Annotated in this window: 25 protein-coding genes; 17 read left to right on the forward strand and 8 right to left on the reverse strand. The window is 63.7% G+C overall.

Annotation, left to right across the window (positions count from 1 at the left end):
• Window positions 1-66 precede the first annotated feature (66 nt).
• Window positions 67-315, reverse strand: a complete 249-nt coding sequence (locus KJP30_RS08115; protein WP_218448541.1) for a hypothetical protein — start codon at window positions 313-315, stop codon at window positions 67-69.
• 412 nt (window positions 316-727) lie between these two features.
• On the opposite strand from KJP30_RS08115, the gene ileS reads away from it, so the two are divergent.
• On the forward strand, window positions 728-3,646 hold the full coding sequence (gene ileS / locus KJP30_RS08120) for an isoleucine--tRNA ligase (RefSeq protein ID WP_218448542.1): 2,919 nt from the start codon (window positions 728-730) through the stop codon (window positions 3,644-3,646).
• Window positions 3,647-3,783: 137 nt separating this feature from the next.
• The gene (locus tag KJP30_RS08125) at window positions 3,784-4,275 is read left to right on the forward strand and encodes a histidine phosphatase family protein (protein WP_218448543.1); all 492 of its coding nucleotides are present in this window, start codon (window positions 3,784-3,786) and stop codon (window positions 4,273-4,275) included.
• Window positions 4,276-4,312: 37 nt separating this feature from the next.
• Here the strand turns inward: KJP30_RS08125 and KJP30_RS08130 are convergent, their stop codons facing one another.
• Window positions 4,313-4,915 (reverse strand): response regulator, encoded by a 603-nt coding sequence (locus tag KJP30_RS08130; protein WP_218448544.1) that lies wholly within the window; start codon window positions 4,913-4,915, stop codon window positions 4,313-4,315.
• Between the two features lie 270 nt (window positions 4,916-5,185).
• Between KJP30_RS08130 and KJP30_RS08135 the strand changes: the two genes are divergently transcribed.
• Complete coding sequence (locus tag KJP30_RS08135; RefSeq protein ID WP_218448545.1) at window positions 5,186-7,795, forward strand: hybrid sensor histidine kinase/response regulator; 2,610 nt, start codon at window positions 5,186-5,188, stop codon at window positions 7,793-7,795.
• A gap of 82 nt (window positions 7,796-7,877) precedes the next feature.
• Entirely contained in the window at window positions 7,878-9,389 is a 1,512-nt protein-coding gene (locus tag KJP30_RS08140) for a malonate--CoA ligase (protein ID WP_218448546.1), read from the forward strand.
• Here the strand turns inward: KJP30_RS08140 and tsaA are convergent.
• Genes tsaA through KJP30_RS08155 form a run of 3 tightly spaced genes read right to left on the reverse strand, consistent with a single transcriptional unit; the run spans window position 9,381 to window position 11,591 of the window.
• Window positions 9,381-9,878 (reverse strand): tRNA (N6-threonylcarbamoyladenosine(37)-N6)-methyltransferase TrmO, encoded by a 498-nt coding sequence (tsaA, locus tag KJP30_RS08145; RefSeq protein WP_218448547.1) that lies wholly within the window; start codon window positions 9,876-9,878, stop codon window positions 9,381-9,383. The genes KJP30_RS08140 and tsaA overlap by 9 nt on opposite strands.
• Window positions 9,879-9,935: 57 nt before the next feature.
• Window positions 9,936-10,796, reverse strand: coding sequence for an SMP-30/gluconolactonase/LRE family protein (locus KJP30_RS08150; protein ID WP_218448548.1), 861 nt, complete (start codon window positions 10,794-10,796; stop codon window positions 9,936-9,938).
• 9 nt (window positions 10,797-10,805) lie between these two features.
• Entirely contained in the window at window positions 10,806-11,591 is a 786-nt protein-coding gene (locus KJP30_RS08155) for an SDR family NAD(P)-dependent oxidoreductase (RefSeq protein ID WP_425515702.1), read from the reverse strand.
• A gap of 142 nt (window positions 11,592-11,733) precedes the next feature.
• Here KJP30_RS08155 and KJP30_RS08160 point away from each other — a divergent pair, with 142 nt between their 5' ends.
• The 6 genes from KJP30_RS08160 to KJP30_RS08185 all read left to right on the forward strand — a co-directional run bounded on the left by KJP30_RS08160 (window position 11,734) and on the right by KJP30_RS08185 (window position 16,638).
• Window positions 11,734-11,970, forward strand: a complete 237-nt coding sequence (locus KJP30_RS08160) for an Lrp/AsnC ligand binding domain-containing protein (protein ID WP_043136551.1) — start codon at window positions 11,734-11,736, stop codon at window positions 11,968-11,970.
• Between the two features lie 23 nt (window positions 11,971-11,993).
• Window positions 11,994-13,130 (forward strand): ABC transporter substrate-binding protein, encoded by a 1,137-nt coding sequence (locus KJP30_RS08165; RefSeq protein WP_218448549.1) that lies wholly within the window; start codon window positions 11,994-11,996, stop codon window positions 13,128-13,130.
• A gap of 75 nt (window positions 13,131-13,205) precedes the next feature.
• Entirely contained in the window at window positions 13,206-14,126 is a 921-nt protein-coding gene (locus KJP30_RS08170) for a branched-chain amino acid ABC transporter permease (protein WP_218448550.1), read from the forward strand.
• Between the two features lie 100 nt (window positions 14,127-14,226).
• Entirely contained in the window at window positions 14,227-15,210 is a 984-nt protein-coding gene (locus KJP30_RS08175; RefSeq protein ID WP_218448551.1) for a branched-chain amino acid ABC transporter permease, read from the forward strand.
• Window positions 15,203-15,952 (forward strand): ABC transporter ATP-binding protein, encoded by a 750-nt coding sequence (locus KJP30_RS08180; protein ID WP_218448552.1) that lies wholly within the window; start codon window positions 15,203-15,205, stop codon window positions 15,950-15,952. The genes KJP30_RS08175 and KJP30_RS08180 overlap by 8 nt, the downstream gene beginning before the upstream one ends.
• On the forward strand, window positions 15,949-16,638 hold the full coding sequence (locus KJP30_RS08185) for an ABC transporter ATP-binding protein (RefSeq protein WP_218448553.1): 690 nt from the start codon (window positions 15,949-15,951) through the stop codon (window positions 16,636-16,638). Before KJP30_RS08180 ends, KJP30_RS08185 begins: the two co-directional genes overlap by 4 nt.
• A gap of 10 nt (window positions 16,639-16,648) precedes the next feature.
• Here KJP30_RS08185 and KJP30_RS08190 read toward each other — a convergent pair whose 3' ends face one another.
• Together KJP30_RS08190 and KJP30_RS08195 are read right to left on the reverse strand one after the other, a co-directional pair.
• Window positions 16,649-18,163, reverse strand: coding sequence for an SH3 domain-containing protein (locus KJP30_RS08190; protein ID WP_218448554.1), 1,515 nt, complete (start codon window positions 18,161-18,163; stop codon window positions 16,649-16,651).
• Window positions 18,160-19,419 carry a trypsin-like serine peptidase gene (locus tag KJP30_RS08195; RefSeq protein WP_218448555.1) on the reverse strand — a complete coding sequence of 420 codons (1,260 nt, stop codon included), beginning with the start codon at window positions 19,417-19,419 and terminating at the stop codon, window positions 18,160-18,162. Before KJP30_RS08195 ends, KJP30_RS08190 begins: the two co-directional genes overlap by 4 nt.
• A gap of 95 nt (window positions 19,420-19,514) precedes the next feature.
• On the opposite strand from KJP30_RS08195, the gene KJP30_RS08200 reads away from it, so the two are divergent.
• From KJP30_RS08200 to KJP30_RS08220, 5 genes are all read left to right on the forward strand, one after another.
• Window positions 19,515-20,150 (forward strand): OmpA family protein, encoded by a 636-nt coding sequence (locus tag KJP30_RS08200; RefSeq protein WP_218448556.1) that lies wholly within the window; start codon window positions 19,515-19,517, stop codon window positions 20,148-20,150.
• Window positions 20,151-20,175: 25 nt separating this feature from the next.
• Window positions 20,176-20,835, forward strand: a complete 660-nt coding sequence (locus KJP30_RS08205) for an OmpA family protein (protein ID WP_218448557.1) — start codon at window positions 20,176-20,178, stop codon at window positions 20,833-20,835.
• Window positions 20,836-21,016: 181 nt separating this feature from the next.
• Entirely contained in the window at window positions 21,017-22,342 is a 1,326-nt protein-coding gene (locus KJP30_RS08210; RefSeq protein ID WP_218448558.1) for an NAD(P)-dependent oxidoreductase, read from the forward strand.
• Between the two features lie 123 nt (window positions 22,343-22,465).
• Entirely contained in the window at window positions 22,466-23,770 is a 1,305-nt protein-coding gene (gene preA, locus KJP30_RS08215) for an NAD-dependent dihydropyrimidine dehydrogenase subunit PreA (protein ID WP_218448559.1), read from the forward strand.
• 179 nt (window positions 23,771-23,949) lie between these two features.
• A complete protein-coding gene (locus tag KJP30_RS08220; RefSeq protein WP_218448560.1) occupies window positions 23,950-24,246 on the forward strand; it encodes a hypothetical protein in 297 nt (98 codons plus the stop codon).
• Here the strand turns inward: KJP30_RS08220 and KJP30_RS08225 are convergent.
• Complete coding sequence (locus KJP30_RS08225; protein WP_218448561.1) at window positions 24,243-24,872, reverse strand: TetR family transcriptional regulator C-terminal domain-containing protein; 630 nt, start codon at window positions 24,870-24,872, stop codon at window positions 24,243-24,245. The two genes, KJP30_RS08220 and KJP30_RS08225, sit on opposite strands and share 4 nt — an antisense overlap.
• Before the next feature lie 150 nt (window positions 24,873-25,022).
• On the opposite strand from KJP30_RS08225, the gene KJP30_RS08230 reads away from it, so the two are divergent.
• Window positions 25,023-26,273, forward strand: coding sequence for a Zn-dependent hydrolase (locus KJP30_RS08230; RefSeq protein ID WP_218448562.1), 1,251 nt, complete (start codon window positions 25,023-25,025; stop codon window positions 26,271-26,273).
• 126 nt (window positions 26,274-26,399) lie between these two features.
• A complete protein-coding gene (locus KJP30_RS08235) occupies window positions 26,400-26,681 on the forward strand; it encodes a GIY-YIG nuclease family protein (RefSeq protein ID WP_343222756.1) in 282 nt (93 codons plus the stop codon).
• The last annotated feature ends 5 nt before the right edge of the window (window positions 26,682-26,686 follow it).

A 26,686-nucleotide genomic window follows, 5' to 3' on the forward strand; every position in this document is an offset into this window, starting at 1 on the left:
CCGTATTCGGGACGAAAAACCCCGGAACCGGCGGCCGGGCCCGGGGTAAAGACCCTTCGGGCGGTATCAGCGGGCCGGTGCGTCCGACGCCGCGGGATTCACCGTCACGGGGGCATTCACCGGATCAGTGGTCATGGATTGGCCCACGCCAATCACCACGACCATGCCAACGGCGATGAACAACGCCACCACCAGCCCCAGCGCCGAGGTCGCGGATCGCCGCGTCGTCGCATGGCGCACCTCGGGGTAATCCTCGGGTGTGTAATGGGTTTCATATTGCCGCAAGTTCGGCGCATCGGTCGTCTGGTAGGTCATCTGCCTGTCCTTTCCTCCTGTGCGCCGAGCCACGGCGCCTGCACGAAGGACATGGCCCCGCACAGCCCGAACCGAAAGCCATCTCGGCCAATGGCCTGCCCCTTCGGTCTGTCGCCGCCGAAACAGGGGACGCCGCTCGGCGGGTTCCAGCGGAGAGGGTGCCAGAGGGCCTTCGGGGCGCTGGATTCCGCCCATGGCGAACCTGCGGCAAGGCGGGGTCCCGCCGAGACCCGACGCATCTTTACCTGCGCGCACACCGGGCCTATAAGGCGCGCAAGATGACGTACCCTGTGTTCATCATTCGAATTACATGCCCGGCGCTCTGAGGATACGAGCTGCCGGGACAAGGCGTTTGAGACGTCGCGCCGCCCCTTCTTCCTGACCGACACGACTGATTCAAAGGACGCCACAAATGTGCGCCGACACTCCTGACACGACCGCCGACTACAAGGACACTCTGTCCCTTCCGAAAACCGATTTCCCGATGCGCGCGGGCCTGCCCAAGCGCGAGCCCGCATGGCTGGAGCGTTGGGAAAAGATCGGCGTCTACGACCGCCTGCGCGCCAAGGCTGAGGGCCGCAAGCCCTTTACCCTGCATGACGGCCCGCCCTATGCCAACGGCCACCTGCACATCGGCCACGCGCTGAACAAGACGATCAAGGACATGATCGTCCGGTCGCACCAGATGATGGGGTTTGAATCGCGCTACGTGCCCGGATGGGACTGTCACGGTCTGCCCATCGAATGGAAGATCGAGGAACAGTACCGCAAGAAGGGCAAGAACAAGGACCAGGTGGATGTGGTCGACTTCCGGCAGGAATGCCGCAAGTTCGCCGAAGGCTGGGTCGATGTTCAGCGCGCCGAGTTCAAGCGCCTTGGCATAACCGGCAACTGGGACGATCCCTATCTGACCATGGCCTTTCACGCCGAACGCGTGATCGCGGAAGAATTCCAGAAGTTCCTGATGAACGGCACTCTGTATCAGGGCTCCAAACCCGTGATGTGGTCGCCGGTGGAAAAGACCGCGCTGGCCGAGGCCGAGGTCGAGTATCACGACAAGGAAAGCTTTACCATCTGGGTGAAGTTCAAGGTGCTGGGCGAGAGCGATCTGGCCGGGGCAAATGTCGTGATCTGGACCACCACGCCCTGGACCATCCCGTCGAACAAGGCGGTCGTCTATGGCGCGGATTATGCCTATGGCCTTTACGAGGTCACCGGCACGCCCGAGGAATGCTGGCTGAACGTGGGTGAGAAATTCATCCTCGCCGACAAGCTGGCCGCGCAGACCTTTGCCAAGGCACGCCTGAACGATGACCAATGGACCCGCGTCCGCGATGTGACGGCCGATGAACTGGCGGGCCTGAGCCTTGCCCACCCGCTGGCCGGGGCCGAAGGCGCGAATGGCGAATGGGACGACCCGCGCGACTTCCGCGCCGCCGATTTCGTCACCGACGAGGAAGGCACCGGTTTCGTCCACTGTGCGCCCAGCCACGGGATGGAGGAATACGAGCTTTACCGCGAACTTGGGATGCTGGAGCAGGTCATCACCTACAACGTGATGGACGACGGCGGTTTCCGCGCCGACCTGCCCTTCTTTGGCGGCACCTACATCCTTGACCGCAAGGGCAAGGAGGGCAATGCCAACAAGGCGGTGATCGACAAACTGGTCGAGGTCGGCGGCCTGATGGCGCGCGGCAAGATCAAGCACAGCTATCCGCATTCGTGGCGGTCCAAGGCACCGGTGATCTACCGCAACACGCCGCAGTGGTTTGCCGCCATCGACCGCCCCGTGGGCGACGATCAGGACGACCACGGCACCACGATCCGCGAACGCGCGCTGAAATCCATCAACGAACTGGTGAAGTTCACGCCCGTGTCGGGTCAGAACCGCCTGCGCTCGATGATGGAGGCGCGCCCCGACTGGGTGCTGTCGCGCCAGCGCGCATGGGGGGTGCCGCTGACCTGCTTTACCAGAAAGGGCGCCCTGCCCACGGACCCGGATTTCCTGCTGCGCGACGCAGCCGTGAATGCCCGTATCTGCGAGGCATTCGAGGCAGAGGGCGCGGACGCATGGTACAAGGACGGCGCCAAGGAGCGCTTCCTTGGCGGCGACTACAATGCCGACGAGTGGGAGCAGGTCTTTGACGTGCTGGACGTGTGGTTCGACAGCGGCTCGACCCATGCCTTTGTGCTGCGCGACCGCGAAGACGGCACCGAGGACGGCATCGCCGACGTCTATATGGAGGGCACCGACCAGCATCGCGGCTGGTTCCATTCCTCCATGCTGCAAGCGTGTGGCACGCTGGGCCGCGCGCCCTATCGCAACGTGGTCACGCACGGGTTCACGCTGGACGAGAAGGGCAACAAGATGTCCAAATCGCTCGGCAATACCGTCGCGCCCGAGGATGTGGTCAAGCAATACGGTGCCGATATCCTGCGCCTCTGGGTGGCCCAGACCGACTACACCGCCGACCAGCGGATCGGACCGGAGATCCTGAAAGGCGTCGCCGACAGCTATCGCCGGTTGCGCAATACCATGCGCTACATGCTGGGCGCGGTCACGCATTTCTCCGAGGATCAGCGGGTGGAACCGGCGGAGATGCCGGAACTGGAACGCTATATCCTGCACCGTCTGGCCGAACTGGATCACACTGTGCGCGCGGGCTATGCGGCATTTGATTTCCAGGGTGTTTACCAACAGTTGTTCAACTTCTGCACCGTGGAACTGTCGGCCTTCTACTTCGACATCCGCAAGGACGCGCTGTATTGCGACGGCGACACGCTGCGCCGCCGCGCCGCGCGCACGGTGATGGACCTGCTGTTCCACCGCCTGACCACATGGCTTGCACCCGTTCTGGTGTTCACCATGGAAGAGGTCTGGCTGGAACGGTTCCCGGGCGACGACAGCTCGGTTCATTTGCAGGACATGCCGGACACGCCGAAGGACTGGCTGGACGAACCGCTTGCCGCCAAGTGGCAGATGGTGCGCCGCGCCCGCCGCGCTGTGACCGCCGCACTGGAGGTGCAGCGCACCGACAAGGTGATCGGCGCCTCGCTGGAGGCGGCCCCCACAGTGCATGTCCGCGACCCGGAAATGCTGGCCGCGCTGAAATCGGTCGCCTTCGAAGATGTCTGCATCACTTCGGACATCGTTCTCACCGGCGACCCGATGCCGGGCGAAGCCTTCCGCATGCCCGAAGTCGAGGGCGTCGGCGTGGTGTTTGAAAAGGCGGATGGCGAAAAATGCCAGCGCTGCTGGAAGATCCTGCCGGACGTGGGCACCCACGGCCACGCAGGCACCTGCAAGCGCTGCAACGACGCACTGGGCTGAACAAAAGGGCCGGGATCCAGCAAGGACCCGGCCCTTTTCCCCGGACGGCCCCTGTGGCGGCCTGCCTCGTCGTGCGGCAACAGTTGCCCTTGCGTCAGGCAGCGGCTAGCCTTTGGTCAAAACGACCGAGGGACCAAATGAAAAGACGTCATTTCCTGCTGGGTGCCTGCGCGCTTGTGCCTGCCTGTGGCATGATGCCGGGACAGGGGCTTGCCCTTGCGCCCAATTCCACACTGATCGTCACGCGCCACGCGGATCGCGATGGCGAAGATCTGAACGCCCGTGGGAAAGAACGCGCGCGGGCGCTGGTCACAGCGGTCAAGGAGTTTGAGATCGACCTGATCTACAGCCCCGGCATCAAACGCAACCTCGATACTGCCGCACCATTGTCCAAGGCGCGCGGACTGGTGGTGAACCGCCTGCCGCAAGAGGCACCGACCGGCGGGCTGGTGCAAAACGGCGCCGGCAAGACGCTGATCTGGATTGGCAACAAGGGCAACATCGCAACGATCTGGGAAGATCTGGGCCTGCCGGAACCGATGCCAATCGAATATGGCGATCTGCATATCGTTCGGGCCGACGCGCAGGGCCGCGTGACCGTCGAACGTCGGCGCTATGGCCCCCGGTAACGCACAGGACCGGCTGTCATCACCACGCGCGGGCCGATCAGATCAGCCCGCGATCCCGGCCGATCATCGCCGCATGGGTGCGATTGCGCGCCTCCAGCTTGCGGCTGAGCGTCTTGACATGCAGCTTGACGGTCACTTCTTGCAGGTCGAGGTCGCGGGCGATTTCCTTGTTGGACTTCCCCTCGCAGATGCCGCCAAGCACTTCTTGTTCGCGCCGGGTCAGCGGGCTTTGCCCCTCGGCCGAGTCGGATTTCATAAACTCGATCGGGGTATAGATCTCTCCGGCGGCCATGAAACGCGCCGCCGTCAATAACGATCGCGCGCTCAGGGTCTTGGGGATGAACCCCTGCGCCCCGGCCTTGAGCGCCGCTGTGGCCACATCGCGCGTGGCACTACCGGACAGGATCGCCACCGGGCGCCCCTCATTCGCGGCGCGCATCCGCTCCAACCCTTCCAGCCCGTTCATGCCGGGCATGTTGTAGTCCAGCAGGACAAGGTCAAAGCTGCCGCTGCTGCGCGCCATGGTCACCGCGTCCTGTAACGTGGCAACGGTTCGCACCTCTTCGACATCGGAGCCGTCAAGGTACGCGGCAATCGTATCCCGAACCAGGTCATGATCATCGGCAACAAGAATTCTCATTGGTTACTTGCCTTCTGTGTCCGGCACGCGCCCCACGTGCATCGGCCGGATGTCCATTCAAGACATCCCCTGCATGAAAAGATATAGAAACCTGTATATTTTACCAGATCCAGTCGGTGTAAGGGTTAACCATACGTCACCTCCCCCTTGCACAAGCCCCGCTGGCCCGCTTTGCTTTGCGGACCATCAGGGAAAACACACAAACCGCATGACCACCCGCCTGCCGACCGTCACGATTGATACATCCCGGCCCCTGCCGGGTAGCATCGCATGACCCCCCCCACGGAAAAGGCCAGCCGCTGGCGGCTTTGGGCCGCCCGCCTGCCAAACTGGCTGGCGGGCGGGGTCATCGTTCTGATCGTGGCGGCCATCGCGATCCTTGTTCTGGACCTTCAGCAACAGACGCGGCGGCTGGCGGCTTCTGCGGCGGACAACATGCAATGGACGCTCGGGCAGGCCGAGGTCGAGCTGATGGCGCTGGAAATCGCGGCCTTGCACGCGGCCCAGGGCGAAGGTTCCCTGTCCGAGGTCCGGCTGCGGTATGACATCTTTTTCAGCCGGATCGACACGCTGACACAAAGCCACCGCTTTGCCGAGCTTTTGATGATCGGCGTCATGCCGGACCGCATCAAGGAAATCACCCGGTTCCGCGATCAGTGGCTGCCCCTGATCGACGGCCCGGACGCCGAACTTGCCGAAGCCCTGCCGCGTTTGGCGACTGACGCAAGTTTTGCCCGCGGCGCGGTCCGGGACACGACACTGGCCGGGGTCGAACATTTCTCGCAACTGGGCTTTGAACAGCGTGACAGCCTTGGCAAAAGCATGGTGCGGGTCGGTGTGCTGACCATGGCGCTGGTGGCCATGCTGGTCGTGCTGGCACTAATGATGTTCCGGCTTGCCCGCAACAGCGATGCGGAGGCGCGGGCCAATCGCGAAACGCGGGAACGGATCGAAACCATCCTGTCCACCTCACTGGACGCGGTTGTCGTTTCCGATGCCGCGGGGCGGATCGTGGATTACAACGGCGCGGCCGAGCGGATCTTTGGGTATGAACGCAGCGCGGTGATCGGGGCCGACATGGCCACGTTGATCGTTCCGGCACATTTCCGCGACGCGCATCGGCGTGGGATGGCGCGGTTCCGTCAGGGCGGCGCTCCGCGCGTCATCGGCAAGGGCATCGTGCAACTGGACGCCCAGCGCCGCGATGGCACGGTCTTTCCCGTCGATCTTTCGCTTGCACAGGCCCACAGTCCCGAGGGCGAGATCTATATCGCCTTTATGCGCGACATCTCGGACCGGGTCCGCAGCGAGGCCGAGCTGAAACGCGCCCGTGACCGCGCCATCGCTGGCGAAAAGCAAAAGGCGGAACTCTTGGCCGTCATGAGCCACGAGATGCGGACACCGCTGAATGGCATGCTGGGCACTCTGGAGCTTGTCGACGAACAGGTTCTGGACAGCCGTCACCAACGCTATTTGCGGATCGTCCGCGACTCGGGGCGGATCCTGCTGCGCCACGTGAACGACGTTCTGGACATCTCACGGCTGGACGCGGGCAAGATGACATTGTCCAAGACCGCCTTTGACCTGATCGCCCTTCTGGAAGACGTGATCGACAACCAGCGAGAGCACGCCCGCGCACGGGGCAACCGCATCGTCCTTGTGCCGCCCAACCCCGAGCTGCATCGGGTTCACGGCGATCCCGACCGGCTGCGTCAGATCCTGCTGAACCTCGTCGGAAACGCCGTCAAATTCACCCGAAACGGGCGGATCACCATCGAGGCCGATTGCGCCGACGGGCTGGACCCGGTGGAACTGCGGGTAACCGATACGGGGATTGGCATCGCCGAAGAGGATCTGGACCGGATCTTCGAAGATTTCGTCACCATCGACAGCACCTATGGCCGCAGCACCTCGGGCACGGGCCTTGGCCTTGGCATCTCGCGGCGGCTGGCAACCATCCTTGGCGGCGAGTTGGGCGTGGAAAGCGAACCGGGGGATGGCAGCATCTTCTGGCTGCGGCTGCCTCTGGCCCCGCCGGAACATCGCGACCTGCCGCCACCCGCGCTGGATCAGGTCGCGCCCGCCGCGCTTCCGCCAGCCAGCCGTATCCTGCTGGTCGAAGACAACGAAACCAACCGGCTGGTGGGGCAAGACCTGCTGGAACACGACGGACACCGCGTATCGACCGCCGTCAGCGGCGAGGCCGCGCTGAGTGTCCTTGCAACACAGCGCTTTGACGTGGTCATGATGGACATTTCGATGCCGGGCATGGACGGCATCGACGCCTCGCGCGCGTTGCGCGCCGGGGGTGGGCTGAACGCCGACACGCCAGTTGTGGCCACCACCGCTCACGCCCTGCCCCAAGAGGTGCAGGCCTTTTACGGCGCGGGAATGCAGGCGGTCCTGATCAAACCGCTGACGCTGGATGCCATTCGGCGGACCTTGAACGAGGTTCTGCTGGGCGGGGGCAAGGCGACGCCCGAGATCCCCAAAACCTTGCCGCCGGATGGCCCCCTGATCGATCGGGGGCATCTGGACTCGATGCGGCGGGACCTTCCGATGGGGCGCTTGCAGGAATTGCACGATCGCTTTCAGCAAGAGCTTGGCGGCTTTGTTGCCGCTCTGCCGGGGATGATCGACGGGATCGACGGGATCGGCGACGATTTTGGTCCGCTGGCCGCCGAGGCACATCGCATGGCAGGAACCGCCGGACTGTTGGGGGCGACGCGACTGACGGCACAATTGCGCCTGTTACAGGAAGAGGCGCGCGCCAGAGACCGCGCGGCTGTCGCTTCCCGTCAAGCCGCGGTCGCGACCTGCTGGCAGGCCACGCAAGAGGCGCTGGCCAGTGAAACCGGAGCCGCCGCAACCCTCCGCTGAACCACGCGGGCTGTGGGGACAAAGGGTTGATCGGCCCTGCCTCCTGCCCCTAAACACAGGGGCCATTTCGACAGGAGCCCCCATGTCCAACCCGCTATATGACGCGCTGCTCGGTCATCAGTCCGAAAACGAAACGGTTTTCCTGTATCTGCCCGATGGCAGAGAGATCAGCTATGCCGGGTTCACCGCCCGGGTGGCGCAATTTGCCGGGGCCTTGCGGGCAATGGATCTGGCCCCCGGCGACCGGCTGGCCATGCAGGTCGAGAAAAGTGCCGACGCGCTGGCGCTGGTCTTCGGCTGCATTCAGGCGGGCGTGATCTTTTTGCCGCTGAACACCGGCTACACCGCCGAGGAAATCGCCTATTTCGTCGAAAACTCGGGCGCGCGCGTGCTGATCTGCGATCCGTCCCGGATCGACAGGCTGTCCGCCGTCGCCCAAGGGTGCGGCGCGGAATGCGAAACGCTGGGAACAGACGGCACCGGGACACTGGCCGCTCGCGCCGATGCCGCACCGCCCAAAGCCCCGGTCGAACCGCGCGACAGCGATGACATCGCCGCCTTTCTATATACGTCGGGCACCACGGGCCGGTCCAAGGGCGCGATGTTGAGCCAGGACAACCTGCTGTCCAACGCGCTGACGCTGGTGGATCACTGGCAATTCACCCGCGATGACGTGCTGTTGCACGCGCTGCCGATCTTTCACACCCACGGGCTGTTCGTGGCGACCAATGTGATCCTTGCCGCGGGCGGGGCGATGGTACTGTTCCCGAAACTCGACGCCGGCGCGCTGATCGACTGGATGCCCAAGGCCACCAGCCTGATGGGCGTGCCCACCTTCTACACGCGCCTGCTGGACAATCCGCGTTTCGACAAGGCGGTGACCGCGAACATGCGGCTGTTCATATCGGGTTCCGCCCCCTTGCTGGCCGAAACGCACCGCCAGTTCGAGGCCCGCACCGGCCATCGCATCCTTGAACGCTATGGCATGACCGAAACCAACATGAACACCTCCAACCCCTATGACGGTGACCGACGGGCGGGCACCGTTGGCCTGCCCCTGCCCGGGGTCGAGGCCAAGGTCTGCGACGAGGCGGGCGCGGAATTGCCGCGTGGTGAGATCGGCACGCTGGAGGTGCGCGGGCCAAACGTGTTCAAGGGCTATTGGCAAATGCCGGAAAAGACCGCCGCGGAACTGCGCGAGAACGGTTTTTTCATCACAGGCGACCTCGCCGTGATGAGCGAGGACGGCTATGTGACCATCGTCGGACGCGGCAAGGATCTTATCATCTCGGGCGGGTTCAACATCTATCCCAAAGAGATCGAGGAACTGCTGGATGCCCAGCCCGGCGTTCTGGAGTCTGCCGTGGTCGGCGTGCCGCATCCGGATTTCGGCGAGACGCCGGTGGCGGTGATCGTGCCTTTGCCGGGCGAAGCCCCGGACCTTGACGCCATCGGCACCGAGGTCGCAGCCAAGCTGGCCCGGTTCAAGCATCCCCGCCACATGGAACTGATGCAGGCCCTGCCCCGCAACACCATGGGCAAGGTGCAAAAGGCGGCGCTGCGCGACCAGTTCGCGGATCTGTTCCTAGGTTGAGACCCCGGGCTTGGCGCGCGCTTGCACCGCGTAGGAACAGCGGTAGGGCTTGATGTCCAACAGCGGCGTGCCGTTCAGACAGTCAAGACCACGCACCCGCAACACCGGCCCATCACGCGCCAGCAGCCGCACCATAGAGGTGCCGATCGGGTTCGGCCTCAGGGGCGAACGCAGCGAGAACGTGCCGCGGGTCTGACCATCCGCCTTGGGGCTTTGCGTCAGCAGATCGCGTCGCGCTTCGTGTAGCCAGTACAGCAGTTCGATCTGATCGAACTGTTCGATCCCGTCCAGCGCCGGCGCGTAGACGGTATCAAGCATCACCTGACATTCCGGTCCATGGTCCGGGTCGCCCTGCCGCGGGCAATCGGCGCGGACATGGAAAGGGGTTTCGATCCTGCCGATGAACCGCAGCCCCGCATCACTGGCGGCCGGAAATTCGGCCGCAGTTTCGCCGGGGCGGATCTGATCTCGATGAACGGATGTGGACATATGGGCAGAGTGCCCGGCGCGCCGTCCCTTTGCCAGAGACATTATTGGCGCAGGCCGTCAAAGCCCCGGTATCAGCACGCGCGGTTCCGCCCGTCCGGTCACATCCGTTTCCACGACAAAGGTCTGCCCTGCTTTCAGGTCGTCGTCCGGCAATCCCTCGGCGGCCGATGTCGCCATCAGGCGCGTCAGGTCCGGCCCGCCGAAACAGGGACAGGTGATCTGCGGTGTCGGCAGGCTCACGCTGCGCAGGTACTGCCCATCGGGCGCATAACAGGCGACGCGGCTGGCGTTCCACTGTGCGTTCCAGAAATTGCCTTCGGCGTCGGTCACAGCCCCGTCCGGGCTCAACCCCTCCGGGCCAAGGTCCAGCCAGTTCTCGGCATTGCCCGCGGGCCAGCCTTCCTGATCCAGCGCGACCCGCTGGATCATCTTGCTCAGGGTGTCTGTGAAATAGGCATGCCGCCCGTCAGGCGAAAAGCAGATCGCATTGGTGATGCTGAGACCATCGAAAAGCTTGCGCAGTTCGCCTTTGTACCAGCGATAGATCGCCCCGGCTCCGCTTTCGGCGTTATAGCCCATGGTCCCGATCCAGAAGCCGCCCTGCGGGTCGGCGCGCCCGTCATTGGAGCGGGTCACGGGATTGTCGGCCTCAAGATCGACAACATGTTGCTGGGTTTCGGATTCGAGATCAAAGATGAACAGATCCCGGGACGAAGCCACCATCAGCCGCGTCCGGTCAATCCAGCCGGCGGCGGAGACCGGCCGGTCGAACTGCCACGCGCGTTCCGCGTTGCCGTCGTGTTCAAACAACCGGTGACCAAGGATGTCGAACCACAGGAAACTGCCGCGCTCGGGGTGCCATAGCGCCCCTTCACCAAGGATACAGCGGGTGTCGGACAGGGTTGTGCAATCGGTCATGAAGTTCCCTCAGGCGGCGGTTGTGACAACACCGCCATCTACGGCAAGGCATTGTCCGGTGATCATTTCGCTGGCCCGCGAGGCAAGGAACAGCACCGGACCGGCGATGTCCCGCGGCGCCAGATGGCGGTCAAGGCATTGTTTCGTCAGAAAGTCGTCCAGTGCCTCGGGCGAGGCCCAGAGCCGCATCTGACGCTCTGTCAGCACCCATCCCGGCGCCACGGCGTTGACGCGGATGCCGTCTCGCCCGAATTCGCGGGCATGGCCGCGCGTCATCGCGGTGATGGCCCCGTTGGCGGTGGTATAGGCGGTCATTTCTGCCATGCCCAGCATGTAGCTGATGGAACTGAAATTGACGATGGCCCCGCCCCCGGCTTCCATCATGCCGGGTACGGCTATCTGCGTGGTCAGGAAATAGCTTTTCAGGTTGACCGCGATCAAGGCATCCCAGTCCGCCGACGTTGTGCTGAGCGTGTCGTGACGGGTGTCATTGGCGGCATTGTTGACCAGCACCGTGATCGGCCCGTGCGCATGGGCCGCCTTTGCCATCGCGATCCGCAGAGCGCGCTCGTCGGTGATGTCGCAGGGCAGGAACAGCGGCCGGTTGCCGTGCCGCGTTTCCATGCGATCGCAGAACACGGTGACATCGGACCGCTGCACAAAGGCCACTTTGGCCCCCTGCTGGAGAAAGGCCTCGGTCAGCGCGGCCCCGATCCCCGACCCGCCCCCGGTGATAAAGACCGAAGCGCCGCGCAGGTCCGGGAACATGGCCCCGCCGGCCATCTCGTCGGTCATGCCTCATCTCCCCCTCTTGTCTGAACGCCACTGTCGCCGGGCAGGCCAATCCACGCAAGGCCCGTCGACAAGGCGTCTCAAAGGGCTGGAACCTTCCGGCGATATCGGGTGTATTCGGGGCACGACCGGAAGGGAGGGTTCCATGAACTGCGTATTCGTCCAGATCCGATGCCGCCCAGGCACCGCCTATCGCGTGGCTGGCGACATTGCCCTGCGCGAGATCCATTCCGAACTGTACTCGACCAGCGGCGAGTACGACCTGCTGCTCAAGATCTACATTCCCAAGGAAGAAGACACGGGCAAGTTCATCAATGACAACCTGCTGGATATCGACGGGATCGAACGCACGCTGACGACACTGACGTTCCGCGCGTTCTGAACACTGGAAACAGGGAGAGTGAGATGAGATTCAGGACTTTGGCCCTGGGCGGAGCGCTATGCGCAGCCCTTGCCGGCGCGGCGGCCGCCGAGGTGAAGGTCGGCATGATCACCACGCTGTCGGGCGGCGGCGCGGGGCTTGGCATCGACGTGCGTGACGGTTTCATGCTGGCGATCGAACAATCGGGCCGCACCGATATCGAGGTCATCATCGAGGACGACCAGCGCAAGCCCGACGTGGCGGTGCAACTGGCCGACAAGCTGGTGCAATCGGAAAAGGTGGACGTGCTGACCGGGATCATCTGGTCGAACCTCGCCATGGCGGTGGTGCCCAGCGTGACCGCGCAGGGCAAATTCTATCTCTCGCCCAACGCGGGCCCCTCGCAACTGGCGGGGCGTGGCTGCCACAAGAATTATTTCAACGTGGCCTGGCAGAATGACGCCTTCCACGAGGCGGCGGGCAAGTTCGCCGCCAGCGAAGGCAACGGCAAGGCCATCGTGATCGCGCCCAACTATCCGGCGGGCAAGGATGCGATCACCGGGTTCAAGCGCGGCTTTGGCGGCGAGATCGCCGCAGAGGTCTATACCAAGCTGGGCCAGACCGATTACGCCGCCGAGATCGCGCAGGTCAAAGCCTCGGGCGCGGATGTGCTGTATTACTTCCTGCCCGGCGGCATGGGCATCTCCTTCATGAAGCAATACTCGGGCTCGGGCGCAGAGGTTCCGGTGATCGGACCGGCCTTTTCTTTTGACCAGGGCATTCTGGGCGCCATCGGCGAGGCCGCATTGGGCGTGAAGAACACCGCGCACTGGTCCAAGGATCTGGACGCACCCGGCAATGCCGAGTTCGTCGCCGCCTTTACCGAGAAATACGGCCGCCTGCCCTCGCTTTACGCCGCGCAGGGCTTTGACACCGGACTGTTGTTGGTCTCGGCCTCGGCCAAGGCGGATGTCGCGGATGCGGATGCCTTCCGCGCGGCGCTGAAAGAGGCCGATATCCAGTCGGTGCGCGGGGCGTTCAAGTTCGGCGAGAACCACCACCCGATCCAGACCATCTACATGCGTGAAGTGGTCAGCGAAGACGGTGTGGTCACCAACCGTCTTGTTGGTCCGGCCGCTGTCGATTACGCCGATCCCTACGGTGCCGACTGCAAGATGTAAGCCGGTGGCCGGGCATCCGCCCGGCCTGCCCCACGGCCCGGCGGTCCAGCGCCGGGCAGACTGCCAGGTTCCCCGATGTCACTGATCCTCATCGCCGAACAGGTCCTGAACGGCCTGCAATTCGGCATCATGCTGTTCCTGATGGCCGCCGGGCTGACGCTGATCTTTGGCGTCATGGGGTTGATCAACCTGGCCCATGGGTCGCTTTACATGGTGGGCGCCTTTTGCGCGGCGGCAGCGGCGGCGGCGACCGGGTCCTTTCTTCTGGGGCTGGTCGCGGCGCTGGCGGGCGCGGCGGCGGCGGGCGCGCTGATCGAACTGGTGGTGATCCGGCGGCTTTACCACCGCGACCACCTGGACCAGGTGCTGGCGACTTTCGCGCTGATCCTGATCTTTTCCGAGGGCACGCGATGGCTCTTTGGCTCGTTCCCGCTGTACCTTGACGTACCGGCGCTGCTGTCGGGGCCGATCACGCTGCCCGGTGGCATCCAGTATCCGCTGTACCGGCTGACGCTGATCCTTGTCGGACTGACTGTGGCGGCGGGCCTGTTCTGGCTGATCGCGCGGACGCGGATCGGCGTACAGATCCGCGCCGGGGAAAACGACCGCGAGATGATCGCAGCACTGGGGGTCGATATCGACCGGCTGTATACGTTCGTCTTTGCGCTTGGCGCCGCGCTGGCGGGGTTGGCCGGGGCCTTGGTGGGCGCGATCCAGTCGGTGCAGGTGGGCATGGGCGAACCGGTGCTGATCCTGGCCTTTGTCACCATCGTCATCGGCGGCATCGGCAGCATCAAGGGTGCGCTGGTGGGCGCGCTGCTGGTGGGGCTGACCGATACGCTGGGATCGGTTTTCCTGCCAGAACTGTTCAAGCTGTTCATGGCACCCGCCGCCGCGACGCAGACCGGTGCCTCGCTGGCGTCGATGGCGATCTATATCCTGATGGCGATGGTGCTGATCTGGCGGCCCACCGGGTTGTTCGGAGCGCGCGCATGAGGCTGCCGGCGATTTGTGGGGGCTCTGCCCCGTCACAGCAAAGCTGTGACTCCCCGGGATATTTTCAGACAGAAGAAACAGCGGCGTGGGGCGCGGTCAGATGAGCCGGGAAACTGTTTTCAACTGGGTGGTTCTGGCCGGGCTGGTGGCGCTGCCGTTGTATGCGCATCTGGTCGAGGAGCCGTTTACCATCACGCTGGCGACCCGCGCGGTGATCCTGTCGCTGGCCGCCGTGGGGCTGAACATCGCGCTGGGGATCGGCGGGCTGGTCAGCCTTGGCCATGCGGTGTTTTTCGGAATCGGCGGCTATGCCATGGGCATCCTTGCCTTTCACGCCCAGAATTATGTGCCGCTGATGGAGGCGCCCCTTCTGATCGAGGGCACCAAGTCGATGCCGGTGATCTGGCTGGTGGCGGTGATCGCCTCGGCCCTGGCGGCGCTGGTGATCGGGCTGTTGTCGCTGCGGACCTCGGGTGTCTATTTCATCATGATCACGCTCGCCTTTGCGCAGATGTTCTACTATTTCGCGATCTCCTGGTCGGCTTATGGCGGCGAGGACGGCATGTCGATCTACGTCCGCAACAGCTTTCCCGGGTTGAATACGCTGGTGCCGATCCAGTTCTACGGTCTGTGTTTCGCAGCGCTTTGCCTTGCGCTGGGGTTCAACGGTTTGCTGGCGCGCGCGCCTTTCGGGCTTGCGCTGAACGCGGCGCGGCAGGTGCCGGAACGGGTGCGCGCGGTGGGCATGGACCCGTTCCGCCTGCGGCTGGTGGCTTTTGTGATCTCGGGCGCGATCACCGGGTTTGCCGGGGCACTGTTCGCGGATCTCAACCGTTTCGTTTCGCCCACCATGTTCAGCTGGCAATTGTCGGGGGAGTTCATCGTCTTCATCATCATCGGGGGCACCGCGCGGCTGTTCGGGCCGGTTGTGGGCGCCTGTCTTTTCGTGGCCCTGGAACATTACATGGGCGGTTGGTCGGACTATTGGCACATCTGGTTCGGCCTGTTGTTGTTGCTGATTGTCCTGTTCGGCAAAGGCGGCGTCATCGGATTGATCGCCGGAAAGGCGCGCAACCATGGGTGACGCGGTGCTGGAAACGCGGCGGCTGAACAAGGCCTTTGGCGCGTTGCAAGCGACGGATGACGTGTCAATCACCCTGCGCCCGGGCGAAATCCACGCGATCATCGGGCCGAATGGCGCGGGCAAGTCGACGCTGATCGGGCAGATCAGCGGGGCGCTGCAACCGGATGCCGGTGCGGTCTGGCTGGGCGGGCGGGATGTGACCGGCCTGACGGTGCAGGCGCGGGCGCGGGCGGGGCTGGCTCGGACGTTTCAGATCAGCCAGTTGGCGATGGAAGACACGGTCCTGCAGAATGCCGCGCTGGGGGCCCTGGGGGCGCGGGGCGGTGCCTTTGGCATGTTCCGGTCGGCGCTGCGGGATCGTGAGATCCGCAGCCGGGCCGAGGCGGCGCTGGAACGGGTCGGCTTGACAGATCAGCGACACCTGCGGGCCGCCGAGCTGAGCCACGGGCAGCGGAGGCAGCTGGAGGTTGCCGTGGCGCTGACGCTGAAACCGCGCGCCTTTGTCATGGATGAACCGATGGCGGGTCTTGGCACTGAAGGGTCGGCGCGGTTGACCGGTTTTCTGGACGGGCTGCGCGACGAGGCGCCGATCTTGCTGGTGGAACATGACATGGACGCGGTCTTTGCCCTGGCGGACCGGATCAGCGTGCTGGTCTATGGCCGGGTGATCGCCAGCGGCGCGGTGGACGAGATCCGCCGCGACCCGGCGGTGCGCGACGCCTATCTGGGGGACTCGGCATGAGCGCCTTGCTGCGGGTTGAGGGATTGCAGGCCAGTTACGGGACCAGTCAGGCGCTGTTCGGCGTCGATCTTGACGTATCGCCCGGCGAAGTCGTGGCGTTGATGGGCCGAAACGGCATGGGCAAGACGACCACCCTGCGCTGTATCTGTCGGCTGATGCGCGCCAAAGGCAACCTGCGTTTCGATGGCACCGATCTGATGCATCTTCCACCGCACCGGGCGGCGCGGCTGGGGATCGGGTTGGTGCCCGAGGGGCGGCGCTGTTTCGCGGATCTGACCGTACAGGAGAACCTGACCGCCGCAGCCCGCCCTGGGTACTGGACGTCGGACACGGTGGGGCAGTTGTTCCCCCGGCTGAGCGAGCGCAAATCACAGGTTGCGCGGTCGCTGTCGGGCGGGGAACAGCAGATGCTGGCGATCGGGCGGGCCTTGATGACCAACCCGCGTCTGCTGATCCTCGACGAGGCGACGGAAGGGCTGGCGCCGCTGATCCGGCAAGAGATCTGGGACGCCATCGGCCGCTTGAAACGCGAGACCGGCATGGCGATCCTGATCGTCGACAAGAGCCTGAAGGAACTTGCCGCCGTGTCCGACCGCGCGGTGATCCTGAACCGGGGCCGGACCGAATGGACAGGCGTTCTGGACCGGCTGGACCCGGAAATGGCGCACCGCTTCCTCGGGGTCTAGTCGTCGGGCCTTATTCGAACCCGACCGGGCGGATCATCATGTCCCAACCGGCCAACGCAGGCACATCGACATAGCGCGCGCTGGCCCAGCCGGTCTGCCCCTTGGCCACCAGCTGATACCACCCCCCCTGCCCATCCGCTGACAGCGCGCAATCCGTCACCTCGACCGGCGTGCCTTCGGTCCAGCGGGCAAGGCGATCACCGCCCGGCCCGGTGCGGATGTTGAGATTGGACGCCAGCCGTGCGCCCGACCAGTCCAGCGGCACAACAGGCGCCTCTGGCGCGTCAAAGAGTTCGCCAACCCACCGATAGTCTTCGGGCTTTTCCTCTTCGAGAAAGGCATTGCCGTCATCCCACAGGTAATACCGGCGTGTCAGCGCACCGCCGTGACAACCCAGACTGTCAGCCAGCAGCGCACCGGTGCCAGTGGGCAGGCGCGGACCGAAATCGCTGTAGCCATAGTCATCGCGGGGCGCGGCACACCAGCCGCCGCCGCTGGATTGGCGGCCACAGTCGCCGAAACTCGCAATGCCCAGCGTATCGTCATCCTGCCATTCGATGCTGCATCCGTCATTGACGATCCGGCGCTCGCCCAGCCGCTGGAAAAGGGTTTTCAGCGGCGTGTCATCGGGAAACTGGCTGCCGATCTCGACGGGCCAGAACTCATAGGCCGCGGCAATCATGGTCCGCCCCCGCGAGTAGGTCAGATACTGGCACATGTTGAATGCATCACGCTGTGTCAGTCCGTCCAGCGCAAGGGGCGTCGCCCCTTTGGGACCGGCGACCGGGACGAAATCCATAAAGCGCGTCACCAACCCACCGCGTAACAGCAAGAATTCCTGCGGACGGCGATAGTGCAACGCGTTCTGCACCAAGGCCGGGGGCGCAATGCCATTTCCGATCAGGCGAATGTACTCGGACATGATCTGATAGGTCAGATCCATGGCCGCGGCGATTTCGGTTTGTCGCCCCTGCTGGTCCACGGGAACAAAGGGCATGTGAAAGCCCAATCGCGCGCCCAGTTCCACGTAGCGCACCGATGCGCCGGAATCCCGTGGCAGCGCGGCCAAAGCAAAGGCCACGGCGCAGGCCGACATGCATTCGCCTTCGGCCAGAACGATGACAGCGTTCAACGCGGGATCGCCGTTGCCGCCGCGATGGCCCGCCAATAGTTCGCCCAGCGCCACGCCTTCAAGGAAACTGCCGCCCGGGCTGTCCAGAACAGCCGCGAAGGAGCTGATCTGATCCTCGGGGCCGATGAGGGCTTGTAGGCGCCGGGCATCGCCTTCCTCGATCACCCCCGACAGGGAAATGATCTTGAGCCCGCCATAGTAAGGCGCATTCCCGGCCCCTGCTGGCAGCAGCACGGGCTCTCCGCGTCCCGTATTCGTCATTTCACCATAGATCGGCCATAGCTGCGCCAGGCGGGGGCGCAGGTCGTCGCGCAAGGTGATGTCAGCGGCCTGCCCCACAGCGGGAACAAGCGCCAGAACGCAAGCCAAGGCCCGCAAGATCCTGCGGGTCATTCGATCACGTAGCTCTTGAAAGCATAGCCCACCGAACCACCATTCACCGCGACCGCCCCGGTCATCAGTCCGTCGTCCAGTTTATCCAGAACCAGCCGCAGGGCCGATTTCAACTGTTCCGCGTCGCTGACGCCCGAGGACGTGCACAGATAGCCGATGCGATGTTCGCCCTTTTCATCCTGTTCTTGCACGACAAGCGCATAGGTGCTCGTCGGCGTGATCTGATAGCGGTACTGCACGTCTTCCGTCATTTCGACCTTTTCAAAGATCTCGAGCGGGATCGGCGTCAGTTCCAGACTGGGCGCGATGTCGACAAAGGCGGGGGTGCATTCGGCGGGCACATCGGCGACCAGCGACATTTCCGTGCCAACACTCAACGCGGCAGGAAAGACGGACATCAACAAAGGCAACGGCTCCGGTTTCGGAACAGGGCCAACAGTCAGGACCTGCGACGCGGCGAGGATCTGCGCCATTGGAATGCCAAAGTTCACGCCGATCCGGCGATCCCCGGAATTGTGCAGCGCGATAACCTGCCGTGAACTGCTGTCGATGATCGGCGAACCCGAATTGCCGCCCAGCGTATCGCAGGTATGGCGCAGCCGGTCCCCGGTCTGTGGTTCCGGCGCAGCTTGCAGCACCGGCCGCGCCGCCCGGCAACCTTCCCGGCTGATATGCTGGGATTTGCCAAGCGGATGGCCGATGATCCAGAAAGGCATTCCCTCTTTCAACTCTGCATCGGTCAGCGGCAGCGGCGGAAACTGGTCCACCGGGATGCCCTTCACCTCCAGCACGGTGTAATCCAGATCGGGCGACGTCTCGACCGGGACAGGATTGACCTCGAACCGCTGTGCTTCGTCCACGCGGCCCGGTTCGATGAACCCCGCCACCCATGTGACAGAGGTGATCTTGGTCGCACCGATACGGGGGTCTTCCAGCACGCCGGGAATACAGTGGTGGTTGGTCAAAAGATGGGTCGCATCGACAAGAAAGGCCGTACAGGGATTTTCGCCCGCGTCATGCTTGATGCTCAGAAGGCCGACACCGCGGCCAAGCCGCCGGAAATCGGCATCGACTGAATAGGTATTGATCGGTTCGTTGTTGTACCCTTGGATTTCGACTTCGGTCTGGATCCCGGCTTGCGGAACCGGCTCTGCGGCAAGCGGTGCGGCGACCAGCGCCGCAGCTGCGGCAAAGCAATGACGGCGAAAGGCGGGCAACATGGCAATCCTCTGGTCAATCAATGTCCGCCAAAGCATAGCAAATCCCCCTGCCCTCGCCCCAAAAAAATTGCGGCGGCTGGAAAAATCGGCCTCTATCGTCTAACCTAGTGGTCGATTTGATGGAGGTCGGCATGACCAGACCGGTATTTTCCATGACCCTTGCCCTTATGGCCGTTTCCGGCCCTGTTGCTGCGCAGGACGTGACCGATCTCAAGACCTTCAGCCTCAAGGACGACCCGGCCCCGCAGGCGGACAGCAAGGAAATGCAGGATTGCCTGTTCGACCCGACCTCTTGCCAGAGCAGCGAGTTCAGGACCTCCAGAACCCTCTCGCTTGAGGACGTACAAAACCTGGGCGTGATCAAACGCGAACCGCAGAAACCCGGTGAAACCAAGGTTGCCACCAAGCCGGCCGAGCCCCTGCCGACCATAGATATCGAGGTACTCTTTGCCTATGACTCGGCTGACCTGACGCCGCAGGCGCAGGTCAAGCTGGCCAGCCTTGCCTCGGCACTGAACGATCCGCGGTTGGCTGGCAGCACGCTGCTTTTTATCGGCCATACCGACGCCGTGGGCAGCGCGGTCTACAACAAAGCCCTGTCGCAGCGGCGCGCCGATGCGGTGGCACGCTATATCCGGCAATCGATGCAGCTTGCGCCCGGTCGCATCAAGTCCATTGGCGTCGGGTTCGACGACCTCAAGACACCCGCTTTTCCCGAAGCCGCCGAAAACCGGCGGGTTCAACTTGTCCTAGTCCCTGACGCCTGATCGTCCCTCAGCAGGATTTTTCGCCATGACACGACTGCATTTCCTGACCTTCTGCACCGCGCTTGCCCTGCCCGGGCTGGCTGTCGCGCAATCCACTGTGACGCTGGACAGCTTTTCGCTGAAAAGCGATCCGAAACCCTCGGGCGAGGCCGCCGAGATGGCCGATTGCCTTGTGAATCCCGAAAGCTGCAAAAGCGCCGAGTTCGGCGGCGGCGCGACCTTCACGCTCGACGATGTGGTCAACCTTGGCGTGGTTAAGCGTGAACCCAAGACATCCACGGCGCAACAGCCCGTCACCGCCGGGCTGGCCGTGACCGAGCGTGAGCCGCCCAAACCCTTGCCGACGATCGACCTCGAAGTGCTGTTCGGCTACGATTCGGACCGCCTGACGCCGCAGGCCATGGCCAAACTCTCGACGCTGGCCAATGCGCTCAGCGACCCGCGCCTTGCAAATAGCAAGCTGGTCTTTATCGGCCATACCGACGCGGTGGGCAGCGCCGCCTACAACAGGGACCTGTCTCAGCGCCGGGCCAATTCGGTGGCTCAATACGTGCGCAGCACCATGCGCCTGTCCACCGGGCAGGTCGAAGCCGTGGGCGTCGGGTTTGATTATCTCAAGAACAGCCGCATCCCCGATGCTGCGGAAAACCGGCGGGTTCAGTTGCTGCTGGTGCCCGGCAGCTAGGCCCAACCGTCAGCATTCGACCAGACCGAAAGGGGGCCACGCGCCCCCTTTTTGCCGTGTGTTTCATCGGAACGGGCGAAAAAGCGGGCTTTTGAGCCGCTTCATAATTTTACCGTTTGATAAAATTCGGACCTGTGGCAGGCTGATTCCAATAAAACGCAAAAAAGCACAGGGAGAGGCCATGACCAGCCCGCAGACCCCCGGGATCCAGCCCGGGCGCCTCAGCCAGGATCAGTTGGCGCATAATTTCGAAGACCTGCACGCCCCCTATGACGGGCACGAGGCATCGGTGGCGGCGGATCGCTGCTACTTTTGCCACGATGCGCCCTGCGTGACGGCCTGCCCCACGGACATCGACATCCCGCTGTTCATCCGCCAGATCGCCACCGGTCAGCCAGAGGCGGCGGCGCAAACGATCTTTGAGCAGAACATCCTCGGCGGCATGTGCGCCCGGGTCTGCCCCACGGAAACGCTTTGCGAAGAGGCCTGCGTGCGTGAAGCCGCCGAAGGCAAGCCGGTGGAAATCGGGCGCTTGCAGCGGTTTGCAACCGATGCGCTGATGGCGCGGCAAGGGCATCCTTTTCAGCGCGCCTCAGAGACCGGCAAACATGTGGCAGTCGTTGGCGCCGGCCCTGCGGGCCTGTCCTGTGCGCATCGCTTGGCGATGAAGGGCCACAAGGTCACCATCTATGAGGCGCGCGCCCGGTCGGGCGGACTGAACGAATATGGCATTGCCGCCTACAAATCTGTCGATGACTTTGCTGCGCGCGAGGTCGACTGGCTGCTGGGCATTGGTGGCATCACCATCGAAAACGACCGCAAACTGGGTGTCGAGATCACATTGGAGGGGCTGCGCGAGAATTTCGACGCGGTTTTCCTGGGCATGGGGCTCAGCGGCGTGAACCTGCTGGAAATAGACGGCGGCGAAAAGGCCGGGGTCGAGGATGCGGTGCGCTTTATCTCGGACCTGCGGCAGGCCGAGGATCTGGCCGACCTGCCCGTCGGGCGCCACGTGGTGGTGATCGGCGGCGGCATGACCGCCGTGGACGCGGCGGTACAGTCAAAGCTGCTGGGCGCAGAGACCGTGACGCTGGCCTATCGCCGGTCGCAGGACGAGATGCCCGCCAGCCGCTACGAACAGGATCTGGCCACGTCGAAAGGCGTGCGCCTGCTGTGCAATGTCATGCCCGTTGCCATGCATGGGAACGGCGCGGTGGCAGAAATCGAACTGGAATACACCGCCGATGTGGATGGCAAGCTGCAAGGCACAGGGGAAACCCTGCGTATCCCTGCCGACCAGGTGTTCCGCGCCATTGGCCAGACCCTGTCGCCGGTCGATGGGCTGGAACTGGACGGCCGCAAGATCAAGGTCACAGGCGCGGGCCGGACCTCGGCCGCAGGCGTCTGGGCAGGCGGCGATTGCACGCCGGGCGAGGATCTGACGGTGGTCGCCGTCGCCGAAGGGCGCGACGCGGCAGAAGATATTGACGCGGCTTTGATGGCATGACCCCGCGTCCCGGGCTTGCCCCGGGACCTCGGCGCTGCTGCCGGAACGGAGGCCCCGGATCAAGTCCGGGGCTGGTTCCGCAAACAGGCACCGGGACGCGACGGCACAATAGGAGACACTGACATGGCTGATCTCACGACTGATTTCCTGGGCATCAAGAGCCCCAACCCCTTCTGGCTGGCCTCGGCACCGCCGACCGACAAGGAATACAACGTCCGCCGCGCCTTTGAGGCCGGATGGGGCGGCGTAGTCTGGAAGACATTGGGCGCCGAAGGCCCCCCGGTGGTCAACGTCAACGGCCCCCGCTACGGCGTGATTCACGGCGCCGACCGGCGGCTGCTGGGCCTGAACAACATCGAGTTGATCACCGACCGTCCGCTGGAGGTAAACCTTGAGGAGATGGCGCGGGTCAAGGCCGACTACCCCGACCGCGCGCTGATCGCCTCGATCATGGTGCCCTGCGAAGAAGCCGCCTGGAAAGCCATTCTGCCGCGCGTGGCAGAGACCGGCGCCGACGGGATAGAGCTGAACTTTGGTTGCCCGCACGGGATGAGCGAGCGCGGCATGGGCGCCGCCGTAGGCCAGGTGCCCGAGTACATCGAGATGGTGACCCGCTGGTGCAAGCAGTATTATGACAGGCCTGTCATCGTGAAGCTGACGCCGAACATCACCGACATCCGCAAACCGGCGGCAGCAGCCAAGAACGGGGGCGCGGATGCGGTCTCGCTGATCAACACGATCAATTCGATCACCTCGGTCGATCTGGACAATTTCGCCCCGGAGCCGACCATCGACGGCAAGGGCAGCCATGGCGGGTATTGCGGACCGGCGGTAAAGCCGATCGCCCTGTCGATGGTTTCGGAGATCGCGCGCGGTGCCGATACCCACGGGTTGCCGATCAGCGGCATCGGCGGCGTCACCACCTGGCGCGATGCAGCAGAGTTCATGGTGCTGGGTTGTGGCAACGTGCAAGTTTGCACCGCCGCCATGACCTATGGGTTCAAGATCGTCGAAGAAATGAAGCGCGGTTTGAGTCAATGGATGGACGAAAAGGGCTATCGCTCGACATCGGAGTTCATCGGCAAGGCGGTGCCGAATGTCACCGACTGGCAGTATCTGAACCTGAACTACGTCACCAAGGCCAAGATCGATCAGGATGCCTGCATCAAGTGTGGCCGCTGTTACGCCGCTTGCGAGGACACCAGCCACCAGGCGATCTGGATGAAGGAAGGCCGGGTTTTCGAGGTCAACGACGCCGAATGCGTGGCCTGCAACCTGTGTATTGACGTCTGCCCCGTTGAGGATTGCATCACCATGGAGCGGATGGAGGCTGGGTCGGTCGACCCGCGCACCGGCAAAACCGTGTCGGACGACTATGCCAACTGGACAACGCATCCCAACAATCCAATGGCGAAAGCGGCGGAGTAAGGGTGGAGGGGCCCTGCCCCTCTGGTCCTGCGGACCATTCACCCCGGAGTATTTCAGCCAAGAAGAAGCAGGGGGCGGGGCGCTGATCGGCGCGCCGCCCCTTTTGCTGGCGCGACGGTGATCTGGCAGGGCTTGTCGGCGGGGACAGCGGTTGCCATGCTTGGTCCGGGAGGTGGTCCATGCGCTTGTTCAATCTGACCCGCTGGCCGAATGCCGCCGTTTTCCTGCTGGCAGGTTGTGCGGCGGCGCTTTTTGCCTTTGTCACCGTAAACCTGTTTTCGCAGGCCATGGCGAGCGTCGCCTTTATTAAGAAATTCAGGTGGGAGGCGATACGTCACGGCGCGCTCTGGCAGGTGGCGGAACTGACGCTATGGGGGGCATTGGGCTTGATGTGCTGGCTGATCTTCAAGATCTGCGAGCATATTCTGGAGGATCGCTATCTGGCCTGGGCCCGCCGGGGAGCGGACAGACCTTAGGGTGTCAGCAATCGCCGGAACAGTGTTTCAAGATGCTGTTCGGCCCCGGGGAAAGCATCTTTGTCGCCGAGCACCGCCTGCACCTGCGCGTCGAAATCCGCGTAGTGCTGGGTCAGTGACCAGATTGAGAACATCAGGTGGCGCGGGTCGATCCGGGCCAGTCTGCCGTCAGCGATCCAGCCGTCGATCACCTTCGACAGCCGGTCGACGGTTTCCCGCAGCTCACCTTCGAGGACCGGTTTGATCCGCGGTGCGCCTTGGACGATCTCATTGGCGAACAAGCGGCTTTCGCGCGGGAAATCGCGCGACATCTGGAGCTTGTGGCGGACGTAGCCGAGGATTTCCTCAACGGGTTCGCCCTTGGGGTCGATGGCGTGCAGCGGGTCCAGCCAAGTTTTCAACAGGCCACGCAGGAGGGCTTCGTAGATGGCGTCCTTGGAGGGATAGTAGTAGAGCAGGTTCGGTTTCGAGAGCCCTGCCTCTCCGGCGATCCGATCCAGGGTGGCGCCTCGAAAACCGGCCTCGGAGAAGACCGTCAGGCCGGCTTCGAGGATGGCTTCGCGTTTGGCGCGCTGGATGCGTGTCTGTGGTGCGCCTTCTTGACCGTTTGCCGTTTTTCCCGCCATGTTCGTCCCCTCCCGCCTCATTTCCAAGCATTTGCCCTGAAACCCGGCACGACGCTTGACTGACTCCTTCCCTCTGGTAGCGTTCATTTGACCGGTTGGTCAAATCGGAACACCCAAAGGGTGACGGGGAATTTCACGGGGAGACATGCCATGGCCGCGCCTGCTGCAAATATGACCATCAACGGGGACCGCCTGTGGGACAGCCTGATGGAGATGGCAAAGATCGGCCCCGGTATCGCGGGCGGCAACAACCGGCAGACCCTGACAGATGAGGATGGCGAAGGTCGGGCTCTGTTTCAACGCTGGTGTGAAGAGGCCGGGTGTACGATGGGGCTGGACACGATGGGCAATATGTTTGCCCGGCGTGAGGGAACCGACCCGGACGCCCTGCCCGTTTATGTTGGATCGCACCTGGATACACAGCCCACGGGCGGCAAATATGACGGGGTGCTGGGCGTGCTGGGCGGGCTGGAGATCCTGCGCACACTGAACGACATGAACATCAAGACCCGGCACCCCATTGTCGTGACCAACTGGACCAACGAGGAAGGCACCCGCTTTGCCCCGGCGATGTTGGCCTCGGGTGTTTTTGCCGGGGTGCACAGGCAGGACTGGGCCTATGACCGCGAGGATGCCGAGGGCAAGAAGTTCGGTGATGAACTGGTCCGGATCGGCTGGAAGGGCGATGAGGAGGTGGGTGCGCGCAAGATGCACGCATTCTTCGAGTTGCATATCGAACAGGGGCCTATCCTCGAAGCGGAAGGCGTGGACATTGGCGTTGTCACCCATGGACAGGGGTTGAGCTGGACACAGGTGACGGTGACGGGCAAGGAGGCGCATACCGGCTCGACCCCGATGCCGATGCGCAAGAATGCCGGGCTGGCCATGGCGCGTATTCTTGAGAAGGTCGAGGAGATCGCGCTGAGCCATGCGCCGCACGCGGTGGGCGCGGCGGGCCATATCGACGTCTATCCCAACTCGCGCAACGTGATCCCCGGCAAGGCGGTGTTCACTGTCGATTTCCGGTCGCCCGAGTTGGCGGTCATCAAGGACATGGAAGAGCGGATGAAGGCCGCCGCGCGGGACATCTGTGCGCATATGGGCATGGAGGTGGCATTCGAGAAGGTCGGCGGGTTTGACCCGGTGGATTTCGACGAGGGCTGTGTGGGCGCGATCCGCAATGCGGCAGAGCGACTGGGCTATTCGCATCGCAACATCATCTCGGGCGCGGGGCATGACGCGTGCTGGATCAACCGGGTGGCGCCGACGGCCATGGTGATGTGCCCCTGCGTTGATGGCTTGTCGCACAACGAGGCCGAGGAGATTTCCAAAGACTGGGCCAAGGCCGGGGCGGATGTGCTGTTCCACGCGGTGTTGGAGACGGCGGGGATTGTGGAGTGATCTGCGGATGTGACCCTGTCCCGGGCTTGCCCCGGGACCTCAGGGTTTCCAAGCCGGCGGAGGCCCCGGCTCGGAGGCCGGGGCCGGGTTTACGCCCTGTTGACCAAAGTGTCCGCATCAAGGGGCGTGGCATATTTCGTTTATATCATGGCCTCTCGCCCCTGCGGTGCGCTGTACATCGGGCGCAGCACCAACCTGCGCGCGCAGGTCGAGGCGCATCGCGCCGGCCTGTCCGGGCATACTGCGAAATACAAGATCCGAACCTTGGTCTGGTTCGAAGAACATGCCGAGTTCGAACCTTCCATACGCCGCGAGCGCCGTCTGAAAAAATGGCGCCGGGCGTGGAAAAACCAGTTGATCACCGAAGCCAATCCAAATTGGCAGGACATGACACACGCCATTCCTTGATCCCG

This window comes from Antarctobacter sediminis, assembly GCF_019218285.1.
Classification (GTDB): Bacteria; Pseudomonadota; Alphaproteobacteria; order Rhodobacterales; family Rhodobacteraceae; genus Antarctobacter; species Antarctobacter sediminis.